Here is an 18981-nt window from a genome sequence, read left to right on the forward strand (position 1 = left end):
CATGGTCGGGGTATTTTTTTGTTGCCTGGGCGCAATGTTTCGGTCGGGGGCCGCTGGCTGCAGACCGGGCCATACTTCTATCTTTGGCCTCTTCGCTTTCTGCTCTCCCTCCCCATGAACATTCCCATCATCCTCGGCCTGCTGGTGGCCGCCTACCTGCTTGGCTCTATTCCTACAGCCCTGTGGGTGGGTCAGCGCTTCTTCGGCCTCGACATCCGGGAGCATGGCTCCGGCAATGCGGGTGCCACCAATACCTTCCGGGTACTGGGCAAGAAGCCCGGCTCCTTTGTCATGGCCATTGACGTGCTAAAGGGCTGGGCCGCCACGTCGCTAGCGCAGGTGATGCTCAATCAAGGCGCCATCGAGGCTGGGCAGCTACTGTACTTCCAGCTGGCTTGCGGCATTCTGGCCATTCTGGGGCACATCTACCCGGTGTTTGCAGGCTTTCGGGGTGGCAAGGGCGTGGCCACGGTGCTGGGCATGATGCTGGCCATTGCGCCCGCCACGGTGGGCGTCTGCATCCTCGTATTCCTGGCCGTGCTGGCTACCACTCAGTACGTGTCCCTATCCTCCATGACGGCTGGCGTGGCCTTTGCGCTGCTCCAGCTGCTGCCCGCCTTCCGCCCTCAGAATCAGTTGCTGGTGTGGTTCGGCTTTATTCTGGCGGCCCTGCTCATTTACACCCACCGCGCCAACATCGGGCGGCTGCGGGCCGGCACCGAAAGCCGCGTGCCGCTGCCATGGAAGCGGAAGTAAGAATGGAGTAATTCCCTAAGATCGTGCGGGAAAGAGCAAATGATGCTTTCCGTCAATTTGACTTAGTACTAGAGGCTACACGGGGTCAGTAATTATGGCTTGCGTTGCTGTTTATGACTTTTACGATATTCATAAACAGAATAGCTAACCACAAAAATCATGATAAGACCTAGTACTAGCAGACCCTGTTGCCCTGCCGAAGAAGACCAGTCAACTCCACCACCACCACCAAAGGCTTTATTATGTAGACTTCTCATAGTAACGCATAGATAACCAATTCTAAGTGGATAGGCTGGTTATATAAGCTCCTAACTGTTTTCCAATTGTCAAACGAATTTAAGTATCGAACCTACCGAATATACAGCCCGATACACTTAATGTGGAGTTGCTGATGACCTGCTAATTCAGTTGATCCATCTGCTACCTTTACCTCCACATTCCCAACTAACCCCTGTGCCCGCATGGCTGCTACCCTCGAACAGAACCAGGACCGTTTTCTGAGTGAGCTACTGGACTGGCTCCGTATTCCCTCGGTTTCCGCCGACCCCAAGTTTCACGGCGACGTGCTGCGCGCCGCTGAGTTTCTCAAAGCTCGCCTCGAAGAAGTAGGCCTCGACAACGTGGAGCTGTGCCCCACGGCCGGCAACCCCATCGTCTACGGCGAGAAAATCATCGACCCCAGCCTGCCCACGGTGCTCGTGTACGGCCACTACGACGTGCAGCCCGCCGACCCCTATGAGCTGTGGACCTCGCCGCCGTTTGAGCCCGTTATCAAGGACGGCAAAATCTACGCCCGCGGCGCCTGCGACGACAAAGGCCAGGTGTACATGCACGTGAAGGCGCTGGAAGTAATGAACCAGGAAGGTGGCCTGCCCTGCAACATCAAAGTGATGATTGAGGGCGAAGAGGAAATCGGCTCCAACAACCTCGGCATCTTCGTGCGCGCCAATAAGGAGAAGCTGGCCGCCGACGTGATTCTGATTTCGGACACCGGCATGCTCGCCAACGACGTGCCCAGCATCGAAGTAGGGTTGCGCGGCCTGAGCTACCACGAGGTGGAAGTAACCGGCCCCAACCGCGACCTGCACTCCGGCCTCTACGGCGGCGCCGTGCCCAACCCCATCAATGTGCTCTGCAAGATGATTGCCTCGCTGCACGACGAAAACAACCACATCACCATCCCCGCCTTCTACGACAACGTAGCCGTGCTTTCGGCCGAAGAGCGCGCCGAGCTGAACCGCGTGCCGCACTCCGACGACGAGTTCAAGCAAAGCATCGGCCTGAAAGACATCTACGGCGAGAAGGACTACACCACCGTGGAGCGCATCGGTATTCGGCCCACGCTCGACGTGAACGGCATCTGGGGCGGCTACACCGGCGAAGGCGCCAAAACGGTTATTGCCAGCAAGGCCTTCGCCAAGATTTCGATGCGCCTCGTGCCCAACCAAACCTCCGAAGAAATTACGGCCCTGTTTCAGCAGCACTTTGAAAGCATTGCGCCGGCCGGCGTAACGGTAGTCGTGAAGCCCCACCACGGCGGCGAGCCGGTCGTGACGCCAACTGATTCGGTGGCCTACAAAGCTGCTGCCGATGCCATGGAAACCACCTTCGGCAAGCGCCCCATTCCTACGCGCGGCGGCGGTTCCATCCCGATTGTGGCCATGTTCAAGAGCGAGTTGGGCTTAGATACCGTGCTGCTCGGCTTCGGTCTTGACTCGGACGCCATTCACTCGCCCAATGAGCACTATGGCGTGTTCAACTTCCTGAAAGGCATCGAAACCATCCCGCACTTCTACCGCAATTACGCCGCGGCTATGAAGTAGGCTTTCGAATTGTCACTACAAAACAAAAAGGCCTCCGCACATCGTGCGGAGGCCTTTTTGTTTGGGTACTTAGCGTCGGCTAGTTGCTAAACTCGGGTTCGGGCTGTAGCGACTGGAGCAAACAGCTCAGCTGCAACTGAAACACCGAGTTACGCAACCCACTCCCGCTGCTGATGTCGCTGACGGCACCATTATATCGAACTCCAACCCCGAAGCCGCCGGGTGCGCGGTAGCCTACGCCTAGAACGTAGCCAATCTGAAACGACCGGAATCCGCCAGTTTCCACGCTTTTGAGACGGTTGCCGCGCCCGTCGGAATATTCGGTGTTTTGCGCCAGCAGCAATCCGAACTGCGGCCCCAGTTCCAATTCCATGTGGCCCGGCCTAAACTGTAGCAATACCGGCATATCAAGGTAGTGCAGGCGCTGCGTGAGTTGCTGGTTGCCTTCCTCAGCCTTCGTGCCTTTGCCTGAATACAGCAACTCGAACTCCAGCGCTGTGGTACCCGCTTTATTAAAAGTAGACGTAACCGTAACACCCGCCAGCCCGCCTACAAGCGTAGAGCCGCCCCGGGAGTTGGGCCCAGCGTAGCGGGCTAGGTTTAGGCCGCCCCGCAGCCCTATAGCAGACTGCTGGGCGTGGGCTGCCAGCGTCAGCCCAGTACATAATAGAGTAGAGAGAAGAAGTTTCTTCATAGAAAAAGAGAAGATGAATACAGAAATATCCGGTGGCCTGTACCAGGCACAGATGGCGCAAATTACGAACAATGACCTGCTTTCCAGAGCAGATTGGGGGAGTTTGCCGCAGGAGGGACATAGCCCGCTACCGGTTCGGGAGAAAATAGCCTGCGGAAGCCTGAAATGCTGAATGTATTCCGCCGATAAGAAATGAAAAAGGCCCGCTCCTACAGGAAGCGGGCCTTTACGCAGGAATACGGGGTAGCTTACTTGCCGCCGAACATGTAGCCTACATAGAACTGGAAAGCGCTGTTACGTACTTTTGGCTCTTCTTCCAGGTCCAGATCAAATACGTTTGCGATACCGCCATTGTAACGCAGGCCCAGGTTCAAGCCACCGTCGAGTTGATAGCCCAGCCCGGCTGCGTACCCGAAGTCAACCGTTTTGAACGTGTCTTTCACATCATCCGACTCGTCTTCGTATTTGGATTTGGCTGAAGCTAGAATGCCCAGTTGCGGGCCAAGCTCAAAGAACAGGCCGCCAGCATTTACTTTGAGCAGCACCGGAACATCGATGTAGTTCAAATTCAGCTTTGCTTTGCTGTCCTCGTCGCTCTGAGTGCCTTTCACCGAATACAGCACTTCCGGCTGCACCGAGAACATGTCGTTGATACCCAGGTTCAGGGCAACCCCAGCCAGAGGGCCTACTTTCGATGAAAATCCCTCGGCATCGTCGCCTGAGAGAGTTGCCAAGTTGATACCGCCTTTGATTCCAACTTTCACTCCTTGAGCGTGGCTCCATGAAGTCATGCCGGCTACCATGGCCAAGGCGAGGAATACTTTTTTCATAATGAGGATAATAGTGAGAGGAGAAAAATGGAGCTGCTTTTTGCAGCGCGCAAAGGTAGTACTGATTCTATATTTCAGCTTTCACCCGTGCTAAAAAATAGAAGAGAAGCACAAAAAATAGCGGCCCTTCCAGAGAGAAAGGGCCGCTGCTTTTCATGAGGTACCGGGAGGCTTATTTGCCGCCGAACATGTAGCCTACATAGAATTGGAAAGCGCTGTTACGCGTTTTCGTCTGGTAGCCCATAATTTCTTTGGGAGGGTTGGTAATGCCGCCATTGTAGCGCAAACCCAGGTTGAAACCGTTGTCGAGCTCGTAGCCGAGGCCCGCCACGTAGCCGAAATCAACCGTGTTAACGGCATCCTTGATGTCTACTTCTTCGCTGTCGAACTTGGCTTTGGCTGAGGCCAGTATGCCCAACTGCGGACCTACTTCGAAGAACAGACCATCAGCATTTACTTTCAGCAATACTGGGATATCGATGTAGTTCAGGTTCTGCTTGAAGCTGCTATCGTCTTCATCTTGGGCGCCTTTCACCGAATACAGCACTTCTGGCTGCACCGAGAACATGTCGGTGATACCTAGGTTCAGGGCAACACCAGCCAGAGGACCTACTTTGAGGGCGGCACCATCGGAATCTTCACCGGCAAAAGTGGCCAAGTTGATACCGCCTTTGATACCAACCTTTACTCCTTGGGCGTGGCTCAATGAAGCCATGCCGGCTACCATAGTCAGGGTGAGGAATACTTTTTTCATGATGATATAGGGGGAAATGAGGAACTGCTTTTTTGCAGCGCGCAAAGGTAGCGTTGTTTCTATACTTCAGCTTCTATCCATGCTAAAAAATATGTGCGGCGGCGCAGACTGACACCGGACCACACAAAAACAGCGGCCCTTCCTGAACGAAAAGGCCGCTGATTGCAAGAGTAAAAAGAAAGCTTAATTGCCGCCGAATACGTAACCGAGCTGCAGCTGAAACACAGAATTGCGCACTTTGCTGTCGTCGCCGCTGCCATCTTCGTTTTCGAAGATGTTGCCAATGCCGCCATTGTAGCGTACCCCAACACTCAGGCCGCTTTCCAGCTGGTAGCCAACGCCAGCAATGTAGCCGAAGTCCACTCGGTTGTAGCCGTCTAGGTCCGAGTCCGAGTCCGAGTCTACTTCTTCGCCGTCTACCGTCACTTTCGATTTCTGGCCCAGCAGAACACCTACCTGAGGACCCAACTCGAAAAATGGACCATCGGCATTTATTCTGAGCAGTAGCGGGACATCCACGTAGTGGTAGGTCTGCTTGGCTTTGAGGTCAAGGTCGTCTTCCTCGTACTGGAAGCCTTTCTGCGAGTACAGCAATTCGGGCTGGAAGGAGAGCAGGTCGGAAAAACCGAAATTGGCCGTCAGGCCCCCGTTGAAGCCTAACTTGTACTTCGCGTCCTCGGTGTCGTCGCCGGAAATACTTGCATACGAAGCGCCTACTTTCACACCAAGTTTCACGCCTTGCGCATGGCTGAACGAGGCTGCACCAGCAGCCAGAGCTAGAGTGAGAATCAGTTTTTTCATAATGCGATACCTGAAGAGTGGAAAAGGGGTAATGCGAGACGCCTCGCGACGCCCTAAAATACTATTTGTTTCAGTAAAAGGTTATGTATCTATATATGAATTATCTGAAGCGCGTGAGTGCAAGCTCATGGTTTACAATACTGTATGCGCAGTATTCTCGTGCCATGCGCCTTAGCAATGGCTTTTCAGAACTGCAGCATACAAAAAGCGGCGGCCCCACACTGGGAGCCGCCGCTTTTTGTATGTTAGTCAGACAGACTTATTTCGTCGGAATCAGGTAGCCTAGCTGCACCATATACGCCGAGTTGAAAGCCCGATCCTCATCAGAACCGTTTACATTCTTGGTGTCGAACAAGGTTTTGAAGCCTTGGTTGTAGCGTACTCCTACGCTGAAACCGCCGGCAGTCTGGTAGCCGAGGCCAGCTACACCGCCAATATCAAAGCTGGCGAGGTCCTCTTTTGAGTCGCTGGTGTCGCTTTCGTTTTTATCCTTGGTTCCGTCGCGGTACTTGGTAGTATACTGGATTTCTTGGCTAGAGCGCGCCATGTAGCCTACCTGCGGGCCAAGTTCGAAGAACAGGCCGCCCGTATTGATTTTGAAGAGCAGCGGAACGTCGATGTAAGTAAGTGACCGGTTGTATTCAAACTCTTCTTTGGCGATGTTGCCGCTAGCTGGGCCATCCACGGTGCTAGTGATGCTGTACCCCTTGCGGTTTACCAGAATTTCTGGCGCAAACGAAGCAAACCCGTCGCTGGTAACAGGAATCGTGAAGGCCAGACCGGCGTTGAAACCCGGCTTGTATTTCACGTTGCCATCAACCCCGGTGATTTTCTCAGAGTCGCGGCCATTGATATTGGAATAGGTACCGCCGACTTTAACGCCGATACGGAAACCACCTGCATCCTGGGCATGGGCAATAGAGGCAACTGACGCCAACGCCAGCGTGAGGGCAAGAGACTTTTTCATAAAAGGAGGGGGGGTGAGGTAGAAACCACAGGCCAGCAACACTACCAGTGCTACATTCAGCATGGTTTTCAAGGACTCATATCGGAAAAGGATCTGCTGAGGTTTCAGAATAACACAAAATTCTTAAATAAGTACTGTTTGAGTATCAACGTGTTTCCACCAAAGCCCAACAGCACTAATGGCTTATGCTTTGCCGCCCTCCAGGTGAGTTTCCGTCACGTGGCAAGAGAATTTATTGCGGAAACTGCCCGGCGCCGTGGTTCCTTCATGTTGCATCAAGCACGTTTCGCTACTTTTGAAGGGCTGGCTAGTAGCACTATGATGATTCGATATGGTTTAGGTTTGTTGCTTCTGCTGGGAGCCACAGCCCTCTGCAGCTGCCCGGCCCAGGCACAGACAGAAAGCGGGAAAGGGCCACTGATACTTGGTGCGTATGCGCAGGGTAGCTTCGTTATTGCCCATACCCCGGCCGTGAAGCACTTAGCTGTGTCGCACCCCACCGGGGTTGAGCTGAATCTGCAGCGCCAGACCAATGGCTCGGAGCCATGGCATAGCTGGTACCGCTACCCCAAACTAGGTGTGGCGCTGGTTTATTACGACTATCACAATCCGGTGCTGGGGCGCTCCTATGCTGCTACAACCTATATCAATAAGAGCTTCCTACGGACTCCCCGGCACGAGGTGAATTTCCGGATTGGGACGGGGTTGGCTTACTTCTCCAATCCGTTCAACCTCGAAACCAATCACAAGAACACCATCGTCAGTTCGCGGCTGAACGCCACGATGCAGATGCGGCTGGAGTATGATGTGGCCGTAGCCGAACACCTGGGTCTTTTGGTTGGGCTGGGCCTGAACCACTATTCCAATGGCGCTACCACCAAGCCCAATTTTGGCATCAATCTGCCCACTGTTTTTGTGGGTTTCAACTACCATCAGCAGCGGCCGTTTGTGCCCACCACTGTCCCAGCTGATGATACGCCCGCTGACTTAGGCCATAATTTCCTGAACCTGAGCACCAGTCTGGGATTTAAGCAGCGTAGCCCCATCGACCGGCAGAAATACCTGGTGCATTCCGTGTCGGTGCTGGGTGGGCGGCGTGTGGGGCGCAAAAGCAACCTGCTGGTAGGACTAGAAGGTTTCTACGACCGGAGCCTCATTCAGGAGCAGCGCGACACGGCCCGTAACGCTGACACGCTGCCCGACGTGAAAAAAGCCGGCGTGCTGGTAGGCCACGAATTGCTTTTCGGCCGGCTGGCTGTCGTCACGCATCTGGGTTTCTACATCTACAATCCATACAAGTCCAATAAGTTCTACTACGAGCGAATCGGTCTGAAATACCACGTGACTGACCGGCTGTTCGGTGCCGTAGACCTGAAAGTACACCGAGGCTCCGCCGATGTGATAGAATGGAAAGTAGGCGTAAAGCTGTAAATGGGAAAATGTTTCAGGAGCGGTTTGAGTAGTTTCAGAAGGTGAATCTGACGATTGGGCGAAGTAGAGTTGCGCCTGGCAGACCGAATGCGGACTTTGCTTCTGTCGTTTGGCTCGCAACTCAACTCTCCTCGTCCTTGTTACGCATGGAAACTCTCCTGCTCTACAATCGTTGGCTGCACATTGCAGCTGGTTTTCTGGGCTTTTTTGTGGCGCCGGCAGCGCTGTACGTGCGTAAAGGTGGGGCCGCACACCGGCTGTGGGGGCGCGTCTTCTTTTGGGCAATGGTAGTAGCCGGGTCTACGGCTATCTTTTCGGCTGTAGTGAATGGCCTTACATTTCTGCTTCTGACAGGCATTTTCAGCCTCTATCTGGCCTGGTTCGGCTACCGTTCTCTGTATCTCAAAAAGCTCCATCAAGGCCAGCGGCCCGCGCTTGTTGATTGGGTAGGAGTAGGGGCCGGGTTGCTGGTTTTCGGCGGCACGCTGGCATATGGCTTCCTATCCGGCACGGTGCCTTCATTGGTATTTGGTGCCATTGGGCTGATGACTACCGGCCGGCAGTTGTGGTCGTACGTGCAGACTACGCCCCCAGCACCGGGCCAATGGCTCCTTAACCATATATCGGGCTTCGTAGGCTCCTACATTGCAGCTGTTTCGGCTTTCTCGGCTACCAGTTTGCATTTCATCCCTTGGCCCTGGAATTTCCTATGGCCCACGCTGCTCATGGTGCCACCTATGATTTGGGTACAGAACCGCTACAAGGCCAGATTCCGGCAGGGCCAGCACCCCGGTGCCGTAGTAGAGGTGCGGATTCAGCCGGAAGCCGCCTGACAGCCGCCTGATTATACTGCCTGCCTGCGTGCTAGCTGCTGGTTGATACGTTTAATTAAGCCTGGCCCTTCGTATACAAACCCGGTGTATAGCTGTATCAGCGAAGCGCCGGCATCCAGCTTTTCCAGTGCATCGGCTGCCGAGTGAATACCGCCCACTCCAATTATGGGTAAGCCTCCTTGGCTATGGCGGTGCAGATAACGGATAACCTCTGTAGCCCGCTGGCGCAGTGGGCGGCCGCTCAGGCCACCTGCTCCAAGGGAAGCTACATGTCCGGCTGGCGTTTGTAGCCCCTCCCTACTGATGGTTGTGTTGGTGGCCACTAGGCCGCTGAGTTTGGTTTCGCGCGCAATCAGTAGGATATCGTCGAGCTGCGTATCGGTGAGGTCGGGCGCTATCTTGAGCAGTAGGGGGCGGGGCACGGGCAGCGTGGCGTTGCGTTCCTGCACCTGTTGCAGCAACCGAATAAGCGGCTCCCGTTCCTGCAGCTGCCGCAGTCCCGGCGTATTCGGCGACGACACATTCACTACAAAGTAGTCGACTACCGCGTGCAGGGCCTCTACACAAGCCACATAGTCATTGGCTGCCTGCTCGTTGGGGGTATCCTTGTTCTTGCCAATATTGCCGCCGATGATGATGCCGGCCGGCCGGTCATGGCGCAACCGTTCGGCTGCGGCAGTTGCCCCCTCGTTGTTGAATCCCATGCGGTTGAGCAGGGCCTCATCTTGCGGCAGCCGGAATAAGCGAGGTACCGGGTTTCCAGGCTGCGGCCGTGGCGTCACGGTTCCTATTTCTACAAAGCCAAAGCCCAGTGCTGCCAGCTCCGTCGTAAACTCGGCATTCTTGTCGAGGCCGGCTGCCAGCCCTACTGGGTTTCGGAAGCGCAACCCAAATACTTCTCGCTCCAGTCCGGGGTACTGGAAATCGTAGATCCTCCGCAACAGCGCTGCTGCACCGGGTATGGCATGGGCTCGTTTGAGGTTGTCGAATACCAAGTGATGCGCTTTCTCCGCATCTAACCGAAAAAACAGAGGTTTGAGTAAGGCTTTGTACATAATGCGTCGCAAAGTTGCCGGCATGCAAAGCTCCCATTTATTCCGTTAGCAAGCATTCTGACGCTTGTCTTGCTCACCGGAAAATTTATTTATGGTATATAGTGCTGAAAGCTAGTGGTATTTGGCTGCCAAAATCCTGCGGCAGCCAGCAAAGACAACGAAATGTTTGGAGGAAACGAATACAGCTAGTACTTTTGCAATCCCTTCCGCAGAAAGCGTTTTTCTGGAGGGAACTGATTCTGTAGCTCAGCTGGTAGAGCAATACACTTTTAATGTATGGGTCCTGGGTTCGAATCCCAGCGGGATCACCAAAACCCTCATTTGCGACGCGCAGATGAGGGTTTTTTGTGCTTGTTCTATTGGGCTTCAGTGTAAGCCACGTGCAGGTGGAGCAATTGCTTGAATTTTTCAAACCACACGTGCGAACTCCCTACAGATCTGGGGCCTGTTGCAACCGAACTTGAAAATCTGTTAGCCAGCCCAACCCTCCCTATCGAGGCTGCGGTATTGGATGGCTTCGGCTAGATGTTCGATGCGGATGTCATCTGCGCCGCCCAAGTCGGCGATGGTGCGGGCTACTTTTAGAATTCGGTCGTAGGCACGGGCTGAGAGGCCGAGACGCTCCATAGCGGTTTTGAGCAGCGTACGGCCAGCATCGTTAATCTGGCATATGTCCTTCACCATCTGGGGCGGCATCATGGCATTGGAATGGATGTCGGGGAAATCGGTGAAACGTTTGGCTTGCACCTGCCGTGCTTGGTCTACCCGCAACTGAATTTCCTGACTGCTCTCCGCCTTGCGTGTTTCCGTCATCTGGTCAAACGTCACGGGCGTCACTTCCACGTGCAGGTCAATGCGGTCTAGGAGTGGGCCGCTGACCTTGTTGAGGTAGCGCTGCACCACGCCCGGTCCGCACACGCATTGTCAAATTTAGAAACCAACGATAAAATACTGAGGGATTCGGGCACTTTCGCACTAGAAGTAAGTGAGAATTTTACAAAAGTCCGTGATACTATCTTAGAAAATACTACTACTCAATGATTGTGTCTTGAAATAACACGGCGGCCTAGACAAGGACAAGATTGATATTTCTACACCTTATAGGGCAATGCTCTTGGCTCGACGGTCAAGTAATGGCGCAGTTCATCATTACGCTCAGCCTTTAGCTGATGAATTTTTTTGCATTAGCAGAGTTTGTAAAAATGAAAATAATGCAATGTGCTGATTTTCTTCGGAAGGAGTATTTACTGCTATAAGCCGAAGAGGCAACGTTCAACAACTACCTACAGTAAGTCAACAATTATATTATGAGCTTTCTATTAAGGCCAACAGTTGATTAATAGCATTTTCGTCTATCGGCCGCTGATGTGCTAATTCGACCCTACAGTGCCGCAATAGTTTCAATTCTTCTACAAGCACGTTTCCGTACTTGCTTAGTTCTGGCTTAGTGCGCAAGTAAAACAAATCACCTAGCTCTAGTTCTGCTACGTCATTTATCTGCACAGTATGTGTTTTGCCTAACGGCTTTGTATGTGGCAAAAGATTATTTAAGTCTTCTCTATATAATTCTAGTAAGTGATGACGCCGCTGTTCTAAAAACGGGAGAATAATTTTTAACTGCCCCTCCCAGATTCGACTTTGAATATAATCGTAACGTTCATGTAGTGCCAGTAGCCCCGGATGTAGACAGGACCTTTCTTCAAGCGTTGCCCACTCGCCTGTATACCATAGTTTCAGCGCGATTTCAGGTGGAGGTTCTGGTGTTTGTAATGCTAGCGGCTGGGACTGCCAACCACGCTTTTCTGCAACTTGGCGTAGGAAAGAAGTTGGATTTAGCAGCGTAGCAAGGGGTTGATTTACTAAGCTAATGGCTAATAAAGGGTCGGTCGGAGCTAGTGCCGAGGCGATGGCTTGGCGAAGTTGCTGGAGTAGAGGTTGCATTGGTTGCAACGTATCTAAATTCGCAAAGCGCATGAATAACTTTAAGTCATCAAACGCAATTTGGCTGCCATAGCTATGAACCAGCAGATTTGTATTTGCTGTTGGAGCCAGTGTAGCTGCTTCTCCTTCTAAAAGCAATAGAAAAGTTGTTCTGTTGATTTGTTCTTGGTCTTTCAATTCGTGTTGATAGTTTTCCAAGAAGTTGCTCCATAAACGCACGGCGGGTAATGACAAATTACGCAACAACAAACGGCACCCTCTGAAGCCTGGCTGGCAACAGAGATGAGCATTGCTTTTGTCGTGGATAAAGTCATGCTCTTCCAAACCGAATTGCTCGTACAACCAACCGAGTAATTGCCATTCCTCCAGGTTTTCTGTTGTAATCGTCGGCAAGCGCTTCCATCGCTGTGGTTGGCTGCTGCACCACTCTAATTGCTTGGAGACTGCTTCATAAAATCCCGCGGGTAGATGCATTGGCAACCGCACTACAACACACCGTCCACGGTCTAAGTCATCGGCTACAGTGGCCACTAATTGGTGTGGCCCCGGGAGTTCCCACCAACTGCCTGGGCCTTGTTGTATCGCCCTCACTTGTATAATGATGCTATGTGCTGTTCAATGCGAATAGTACCGCGTTCTGCAGCAGGGACTACTAAGCCTAAAATCTCTGCCCATTTCAGTGCTGATGCGATAGCGCCAACAGATTCTTCTGGTAAAAAACCTTCTAAATCCGCCTGCGATAAGGCTTCGGTTGCAGAACTGAACGTGGCAAGTATGCGCAACACTTTGTCTTCTGTCGAGTTAGAAAGAATACCCCATTGAGCAGCCTTAGCATGCTCCTGTACATAAGCTTCTAGCAACTCAAGAGAATCTGCCGGGCTGTCGTGTAGTGCCAGATGCTCCAGGAAGTAAAAGAGTGCATCATACCATCCACCCGTTAGTTCACGAATACGTGCTGTGTAAGATGGTATCTCTGCAGCTTCCTTCATCCACTGGGTCAGGGTTTGAGATTGCCAAGCATGCAACTCTAGCAGATTCACCCTAGCGTTGAAGAACAACTCGAAATGCTTTGTTTTATGATTTAAAACACGCAAGAGTTTAGCGGGGTCCATTAAAAAGACTACGTGCATTCGTCGCATATCCGACGTTAAACCACGCGTCAAATCAACAGTAAACTTGACGAGGTCCATGCTGTAGCGATCTCGAACCAAGACCACTGTTGTCTTAAAATTGGGCCGGGCATCCTTGATTTCTTCTAATTCTTTGCGGCATCGTCCCTCATCATTTGCATCTTTCAGCAATACAAAATGAATGTCGCCTTGACTCTTCAGAAAATCTTCAACCTTTTTCAGTCCTGCCGCTTCACTGCCGCGAATAATAGTAGTGCCATTAGCGCGAATGATGGCATATTGAGAAGCGGTTAAAGGACTGGGGAGACGCGTTTGATGACCAGTTCCGCCATAGAAATCACGTGCTAAATCAGCTTGGTAAGCGCCTGGAATGGGGGTGTGGTGGAAGGTAGATAACTCCCGTTCAATATCTGGAAGCGTCCCTAGTAGTTGACGCAGGTTGGGTGTGCGCAAGTGGTAGGTTTCAGTTGCTGGAATACGAGTCGCGATACTTAACTCCTCTACTTCTTCCAGTAAAATTTGAAAGTCAGCATCCGCACTGTGTGGGCCAAAGGCTGCGGGCCAATAGTCCCGTGCCGCTTCATGCAGTTGTCGGTTAGTAAGTCCTTCAACGGCGGGTTCACTGTATAGCTCTGCTACCTCATGTGAAGCTAGCAAATACGCAAGTAATTTAAAGCGCGGGTTCAAATCCAGCGTAAGCAAGAACTTAGCACGAATGTCTCCTCGTGCTTTTATGGACGCACTAGTGACATCGTGCTCTCTGATACAGTAATAAGGTCGTTGCCCAGCTTCAGGCGAAGGATATGCGGTGTATAGATGTGTAAGGAGCCGGTCACAAAACAGTTGAATCAAACTAGGGAAATAATTAGTGGCGACTAATATTTCAGTTACTAATTCGTCTTTCTCAAACTCGAATCCTAAGCTCTCCAGGGGGCGGCGAACCAATTCCTCGGCTTGGCGGGCCTCATAGTTTGCAATAAGTGGCCCAATACATACCGCTGTGCCCAATTGTGACAAAGGCTGATTGGGTAAACGATAAGTACGTTGCACGTTGTGTGTACCTGAAAAGACTACCTTAAAGCGACGGTCGGTATCGTCCATAAGGCTTTTGAACAGGTTCGTGTACTCGAATTGCTGAGCCGCGTCTTGGTTAAGAAACTGGTCGGCTTCATCCAAGAATAGCAGCATGCGACGTTTAGATTCGCCTTGTATCCATCGCCGAATATAGTCCAATACTTTTTTCGGCCCGACATTGGAAAGGCTCTTAGTGGGTAGAATAGGTAAATTTGTGTTTTGTAGTAGCTTAACTAGTTCTTCTACCAAATTCTTTATTGGGTGGCCTTCAAAGCCAAGCAGCCTGATATCGAGAAAAAGTACTAATTCATCTTCTTCCGGGCAGTGAAATTCGCGTTGAATATCACGCAGAATAGCGGTTTTCCCAAGTTGCCGCCCACCATATACTAGGCAAGAAGAATTAGAGGAGCTACTTCTCAATTGCATCTTTTCTTCCTCTCTGCCATAGAACATTTCTGGCGGGAGGTTGCTACCACCGGTTATGTAAGGCTTAACGTAAGTGAAAGGCAATGTCAACTGAAAAAACAATGGCAACCGCGGCCGTTGCAAGCCAGCAGTTGCTAGATACAGCAGCAACAGCCGGTCAAAGACTAAAAATGTTTTTTTGCGTTCGCGACTCAAACTGGCTAAATCGTTCCGCTGAGCGGCATTTAGCGCATGAAAATAAAAAACAATAATGGGCTTGCGAGATAGGCCTCGCTCGCTAATGGAGTCTACCCTTTCAAAAAGTTCTTCTACGTCTCCTACTCGCGTCCACACCAGTAAAAGCCTATATGCACCTTTTGCATCGGAAGCAAACGCAGCAATCGGACATAGGTCTTTACCACGCACAAACATCTTTTCGACATCCAGCGCCTCAAACCCTTGACGTCCAGAGGAAGGAGCCGTTAATACTAATTCGGGCTGGGGAAATCCAACGAACTTTAACAATTGGACAAGTGCCTGCTGGTTAGGTCCGCCGATAGCAGTACGATTGGCTCGAAGTTCCTGCCAGTCAATCAATGCTTGGCTAGCTTCTAGCCTTGCTTTCTCATCTATTGATTCTAAATCTTGACCAGCTAGTGTTTTCCCCTCTCTCAAAGCTTTTACATGTTCGTCGGGCGACGCTCCGGTAAGAGCAGATTCAAGTAAAGGGAAACGGTTTACGAAGAATGTTTTGAATTCTGATTGGTCGATGTTATTTGTGGTTATGTCAACATCGTTCATGAGTTGAGCCACATAATGGTGCGCAACACTGACGGAGCTCTCACTAAGGGCTCGCGCTACCCGTTCGGTATTTGCCTGCTGTCTAGACTCAGGCAATTTCTCAATAAGTCGTGCCAGTTCTTCGCTTACAGTAGCAACGCTTGATTCACGCGTTGTTTCCAAGCGTTGCTGCCAAGCTTTTAACTGACGGTGCAGATAAGGAAAATTAAGGGGTAAAGTCTCCGGCAGTGGTTTAGCAAGGAGGAGATTACGCTGATTATCTAATAGAAGGCTGCATTCTGCGCGCATTTGCTCGCTTATGTAGCCCTTTCGTACTCCTGTTTCAACAGCTTGCGCTGTTAGATTAATCGCGTGAGTTAAGTGTTGCTCTTGGGCACGCCAATCGACTAAGTAGCTTTGACGAGGAAAATCAGCTGACCCTCCTAATTCTCGCAGTGCTGGCAAGTAGCTTCGGATATATTGGCATGCTTGAAAATTGCCTTCCTTTAAATGATATTGATAGGCTGCCACCCAACTGAGTTCACCTTCCTTGGCCGCTTGCTGTAAATTGGATAGTTGATAACTAGGTTCACCTACCAATTCACTAGTGGGCCCCAACTCGATGCCTTTGCTTCGGAATAGGGGCAGCGTAAGTATTTGAAATGCACTGGGCTCTGGTAGTGTGCTGATTGGCGTTCCCCCTAACAATTTTTGCACCTGGTCTAAGGCATTCGCTAATAGCTCCAGCGCAACCAGTGAATAGCTGGCTGTTTCGCGCTTGCGGCTATCGACTATATCACCTTGAGCCAAGGCCAGCAAGCGCGTGAGTTCACGGCAAAATTCTTGGTCTTGGCTCTCTTGATAGGGTATGCCCTCTGATGTGGGGCGCTTGGCCTGCAAGTCCAGCCAGGCGGCAGAAATATCAAGTAAGGGAGCTAGATGGGTTCTAAACCAAGGCCACACATGCCGGTTAGGCGCTAATTCCAGATTTGCTTCGTGGAGCTTACGTTGCAATGAGGCCTCATTTTGCAATTCAACAACCAATCGCCGTGCTGTATCCATCTGCCCTTGCGAGGCTGCTGGTCGGGTCAAGACATTCAGTAACTGGCCGATGGGCTGCTCACGCTTCAAGCAGTGGCGCCAGAATACTGTAATCGGATGGTTTTTCCGTTGCCTAAACTCCGCGTGTTGGTATTGGTCAGCCCATTGATTAAGCTTTGTCTGTATTTCCTTGAGCTGTTGTTGCCATTGCTGGTCGGTCTGGTAGTGCTGCAGTAGCGCTGGCTGCAAAGGCTCTAATGCATTGCGAGTCAAAATGTGCAAACACAAATTATTCACGTTCGCAAAACCTGGCAGCCCATTACGAAGCAATTCCTGCGCTTGGGTGATTGGGGCCACGAGTGCAGGCCATAAGGCCGCGGCTAACACAACGGCTCTCCCTTGCCAGGTCAGAAAACTAGAGCCAGCAGGAAGGTCTAAAACCGGTTGAATGGCTTCTGAAAATACAGTACTCAGCGTGGTTGGCCCAACGCGCAGTTCTTGGGTAACAGCCAAGCATTTCAATAGCCAAGCAGGTAGTGGATTGTGTTGATTCACCACTTCCACATGATGGGGGCCTGTAGCGGCTTCAGTTAAGCGCCAAGCAAGTGCAAATCGACGTTGTTCAAGCAAATCCCACTGTAAAGGCACTAGCCATTCCGGATAAGTGACCGTCGTCTGAATATCTCCTTCAAAATCGATTATTGAAGGGTCGTTAATATCATCTTCGACCTTTTGTGGAATCGTTATTAAGGGTGGATGAGGGTATTCATGCTGACTTTGTGCGCGTGATTTCTCCCCGGCAGCAGGCAATGAGTCGGTAGGTAATTCTAGAGGGGTGGGCCGTAAATCATGTAATAGATCTACCGGTGTGCCTTTTACTTCTTCTTCGACCTCGGCTGTGCCTTGATGAACATCCGTCACAAACTCCTTGCCGTCCATGCCTTGTGATGGTTCAGAAATAGGTGATGTGACTGGATGCGGAGCTTCTATTGCTGTTTCTAAGGTCACCTCTTGGATTTCTTCCGCGATACCGAGTGGTGACTTTATTTCTACTCCGACCTCTACGGTCTCGGATGCAATTGCTTCCTCGCTGGCTAAATACAAATTTCCTCGAAGCAGGGCTATTACGACGGGAGTAGACAATGCCGCATATAGCGCTTGTGCAGCTGAACCATCATCAGTTATGCTATGTGCCTTTTCGGGAGAAGCAGCGATTGCCACTAACAGCGCCAGCGGGTGGGTTCCTGTGGCTATCTCGTGACTACTAGGGTGTTCAGACGGGGGGGGGGTAGCCGCTATTTTTGTAGATAATGTGTTCGCTGTCTCATAAACGTCCGCTAGAGGATTGAATTTTGCAATCGATTGGTGCCTGACATAATGTACCAGTGCGAGTACTTCCAATGCCTTTTGTTGCGTATCGACTGCATGTTGCGCTTGCTGGTGGGCGACATTCACTTCCGTCAAGCCCAAGCGCAAGTAGTTCAAGTTTGCATCGGGTGGCGGTACTGGCAGGTTAATGGCCGGATGAAGCGCCGCTGTTGCATTGAACCAAGTGATTGCTGCCTGGTAGCGCGTATTAATCTCGGCAAGCATGTCCACTTCTTTGTCAATTGAGAGTGGAATTCGCCCCAGTCTCAACTGCTGCTCGTAATTGAGTAATTTGTCTGCCAGCTTAGCTATATCAACTTCAAGAGCTTCAAACGCAACTTCAGAGAAAGGCTCTGGAGTAGAATTAGACTCAATTTCGTCGGGCCGGGGGAGAGCAGCAGGTTGATTTTTGGGAACTAAGCTGTTGAGCTTGGCGACTGAATGCAAACTTTCGGAAGTGACTTTGATACCGCGTAATAGGTTTGTTTCCGCACTTCCAGCAAGGGAATCCTCTTTAGATTTATTGATTGAATAAATATTGCCTTCTTCCCCCGTTGGCAAATTATTGTTCGTATCGACTGCGATTGCCGACCACCCTAAAAGCGCAGCCATGAGCGTTACTTCTTCATCAGTCGCATCCACCATCAAGGAACTGCCCGCTGGATAGAAGAATTGCTCTTCACCGCGTTGCAATACATCGGTCTTAATCAGCGATTTAACTATTTGTGCTGGTTTTTGGCTAGGTACAGCAGGTATTGAATAGCCGGCTTCACGTAATGCATTGGAAACCTGCCGCCGCAGTATTTTCTGCTGCTGGTACCAACTGTCGAGCAGCAGTTTGCTCACCTTGGGTTGGCCGTGTGTACCGTAGTAAATAACGCTTTCGAGCAATGATTTATGAGAGGAATTGCTCCATGCATACACCTGTCCTGTTTCAGGATGACGTTGAGGCAAGGACCTTAGGATACTGGTCCGGCTGCTGGCGATGGTTAACGAAGCAATTTTGCGCTTTAAAGTATTGCTTATGTATCGGTAGAAGTTCATCAAATTAAGACGTGTTGAACCCGGAGTGGTTAGATGGCTTTAACTCCTAATACGGAGGCAGGAAAAGTGGTCGGAAAACGTAGAGCTTATATCTATTGTAGTATTTTGTTAATAAAATATTTCTTTAAGAATAGGGATAAGTGATTGATTAATAGCGGGTGAACAATTCAGTTCTTCTTGAGCTAGGCTTAAGGACATACAATATATGACAATCACCAACAAGTGAATGGACTGACGACTAAACGGTTGGGCCT

At 51.2% G+C, this 18981-nt stretch carries 12 protein-coding genes, 1 tRNA gene and 1 pseudogene; 5 read left to right on the forward strand and 9 right to left on the reverse strand.

The window, feature by feature from the left end:
• Positions 1-114 precede the first annotated feature (114 nt).
• Complete coding sequence (gene plsY, locus H4317_RS02775) at positions 115-756, forward strand: glycerol-3-phosphate 1-O-acyltransferase PlsY (protein WP_185888669.1); 642 nt, start codon at positions 115-117, stop codon at positions 754-756.
• Positions 757-1217: 461 nt separating this feature from the next.
• The gene (locus tag H4317_RS02780) at positions 1218-2579 is read left to right on the forward strand and encodes a dipeptidase (protein WP_185888670.1); all 1362 of its coding nucleotides are present in this window, start codon (positions 1218-1220) and stop codon (positions 2577-2579) included.
• Between the two features lie 79 nt (positions 2580-2658).
• On the opposite strand, the gene H4317_RS02785 is transcribed toward H4317_RS02780, so the two are convergent.
• The 5 genes from H4317_RS02785 to H4317_RS02805 all read right to left on the reverse strand — a co-directional run bounded on the left by H4317_RS02785 (position 2659) and on the right by H4317_RS02805 (position 6625).
• Entirely contained in the window at positions 2659-3273 is a 615-nt protein-coding gene (locus H4317_RS02785) for a porin family protein (RefSeq protein WP_185888671.1), read from the reverse strand.
• A 248-nt stretch (positions 3274-3521) separates the two neighbouring features.
• Positions 3522-4103 (reverse strand): porin family protein, encoded by a 582-nt coding sequence (locus tag H4317_RS02790; protein WP_185888672.1) that lies wholly within the window; start codon positions 4101-4103, stop codon positions 3522-3524.
• Positions 4104-4275: 172 nt separating this feature from the next.
• On the reverse strand, positions 4276-4857 hold the full coding sequence (locus H4317_RS02795; RefSeq protein WP_185888673.1) for a porin family protein: 582 nt from the start codon (positions 4855-4857) through the stop codon (positions 4276-4278).
• A 183-nt stretch (positions 4858-5040) separates the two neighbouring features.
• Positions 5041-5658 (reverse strand): porin family protein, encoded by a 618-nt coding sequence (locus H4317_RS02800; RefSeq protein ID WP_185888674.1) that lies wholly within the window; start codon positions 5656-5658, stop codon positions 5041-5043.
• Between the two features lie 259 nt (positions 5659-5917).
• Complete coding sequence (locus H4317_RS02805; RefSeq protein ID WP_185888675.1) at positions 5918-6625, reverse strand: porin family protein; 708 nt, start codon at positions 6623-6625, stop codon at positions 5918-5920.
• A 471-nt stretch (positions 6626-7096) separates the two neighbouring features.
• Between H4317_RS02805 and H4317_RS02810 the strand changes: the two genes are divergently transcribed.
• The gene (locus tag H4317_RS02810; protein WP_185888676.1) at positions 7097-8056 is read left to right on the forward strand and encodes an acyloxyacyl hydrolase; all 960 of its coding nucleotides are present in this window, start codon (positions 7097-7099) and stop codon (positions 8054-8056) included.
• Positions 8057-8202: 146 nt separating this feature from the next.
• Complete coding sequence (locus tag H4317_RS02815; RefSeq protein WP_185888677.1) at positions 8203-8889, forward strand: DUF2306 domain-containing protein; 687 nt, start codon at positions 8203-8205, stop codon at positions 8887-8889.
• Positions 8890-8900: 11 nt separating this feature from the next.
• Here the strand turns inward: H4317_RS02815 and H4317_RS02820 are convergent, their stop codons facing one another.
• Positions 8901-9944, reverse strand: a complete 1044-nt coding sequence (locus tag H4317_RS02820; protein WP_185888678.1) for a quinone-dependent dihydroorotate dehydrogenase — start codon at positions 9942-9944, stop codon at positions 8901-8903.
• Positions 9945-10179: 235 nt separating this feature from the next.
• Between H4317_RS02820 and H4317_RS02825 the strand changes: the two genes are divergently transcribed.
• A tRNA-Lys gene (locus tag H4317_RS02825) sits at positions 10180-10255 on the forward strand.
• A gap of 160 nt (positions 10256-10415) precedes the next feature.
• On the opposite strand, the pseudogene H4317_RS02830 reads toward H4317_RS02825, so the two are convergent.
• The 3 genes and pseudogenes from H4317_RS02830 to H4317_RS02840 all read right to left on the reverse strand — a co-directional run.
• Positions 10416-10868 (reverse strand): annotated as a pseudogene (locus tag H4317_RS02830) (magnesium chelatase subunit ChlI family protein); the annotation flags it as partial.
• 381 nt (positions 10869-11249) lie between these two features.
• Positions 11250-12359: a hypothetical protein gene (locus H4317_RS02835; protein ID WP_185888679.1), complete on the reverse strand. Its 1110-nt coding sequence runs from the start codon at positions 12357-12359 to the stop codon at positions 11250-11252.
• A 113-nt stretch (positions 12360-12472) separates the two neighbouring features.
• Positions 12473-18727, reverse strand: coding sequence for an ATP-binding protein (locus H4317_RS02840; protein WP_185888680.1), 6255 nt, complete (start codon positions 18725-18727; stop codon positions 12473-12475).
• Positions 18728-18981 lie beyond the last annotated feature (254 nt).

This window comes from Hymenobacter sediminicola, assembly GCF_014250515.1.
Lineage (GTDB): Bacteria > Bacteroidota > Bacteroidia > Cytophagales > Hymenobacteraceae > Hymenobacter > Hymenobacter sediminicola.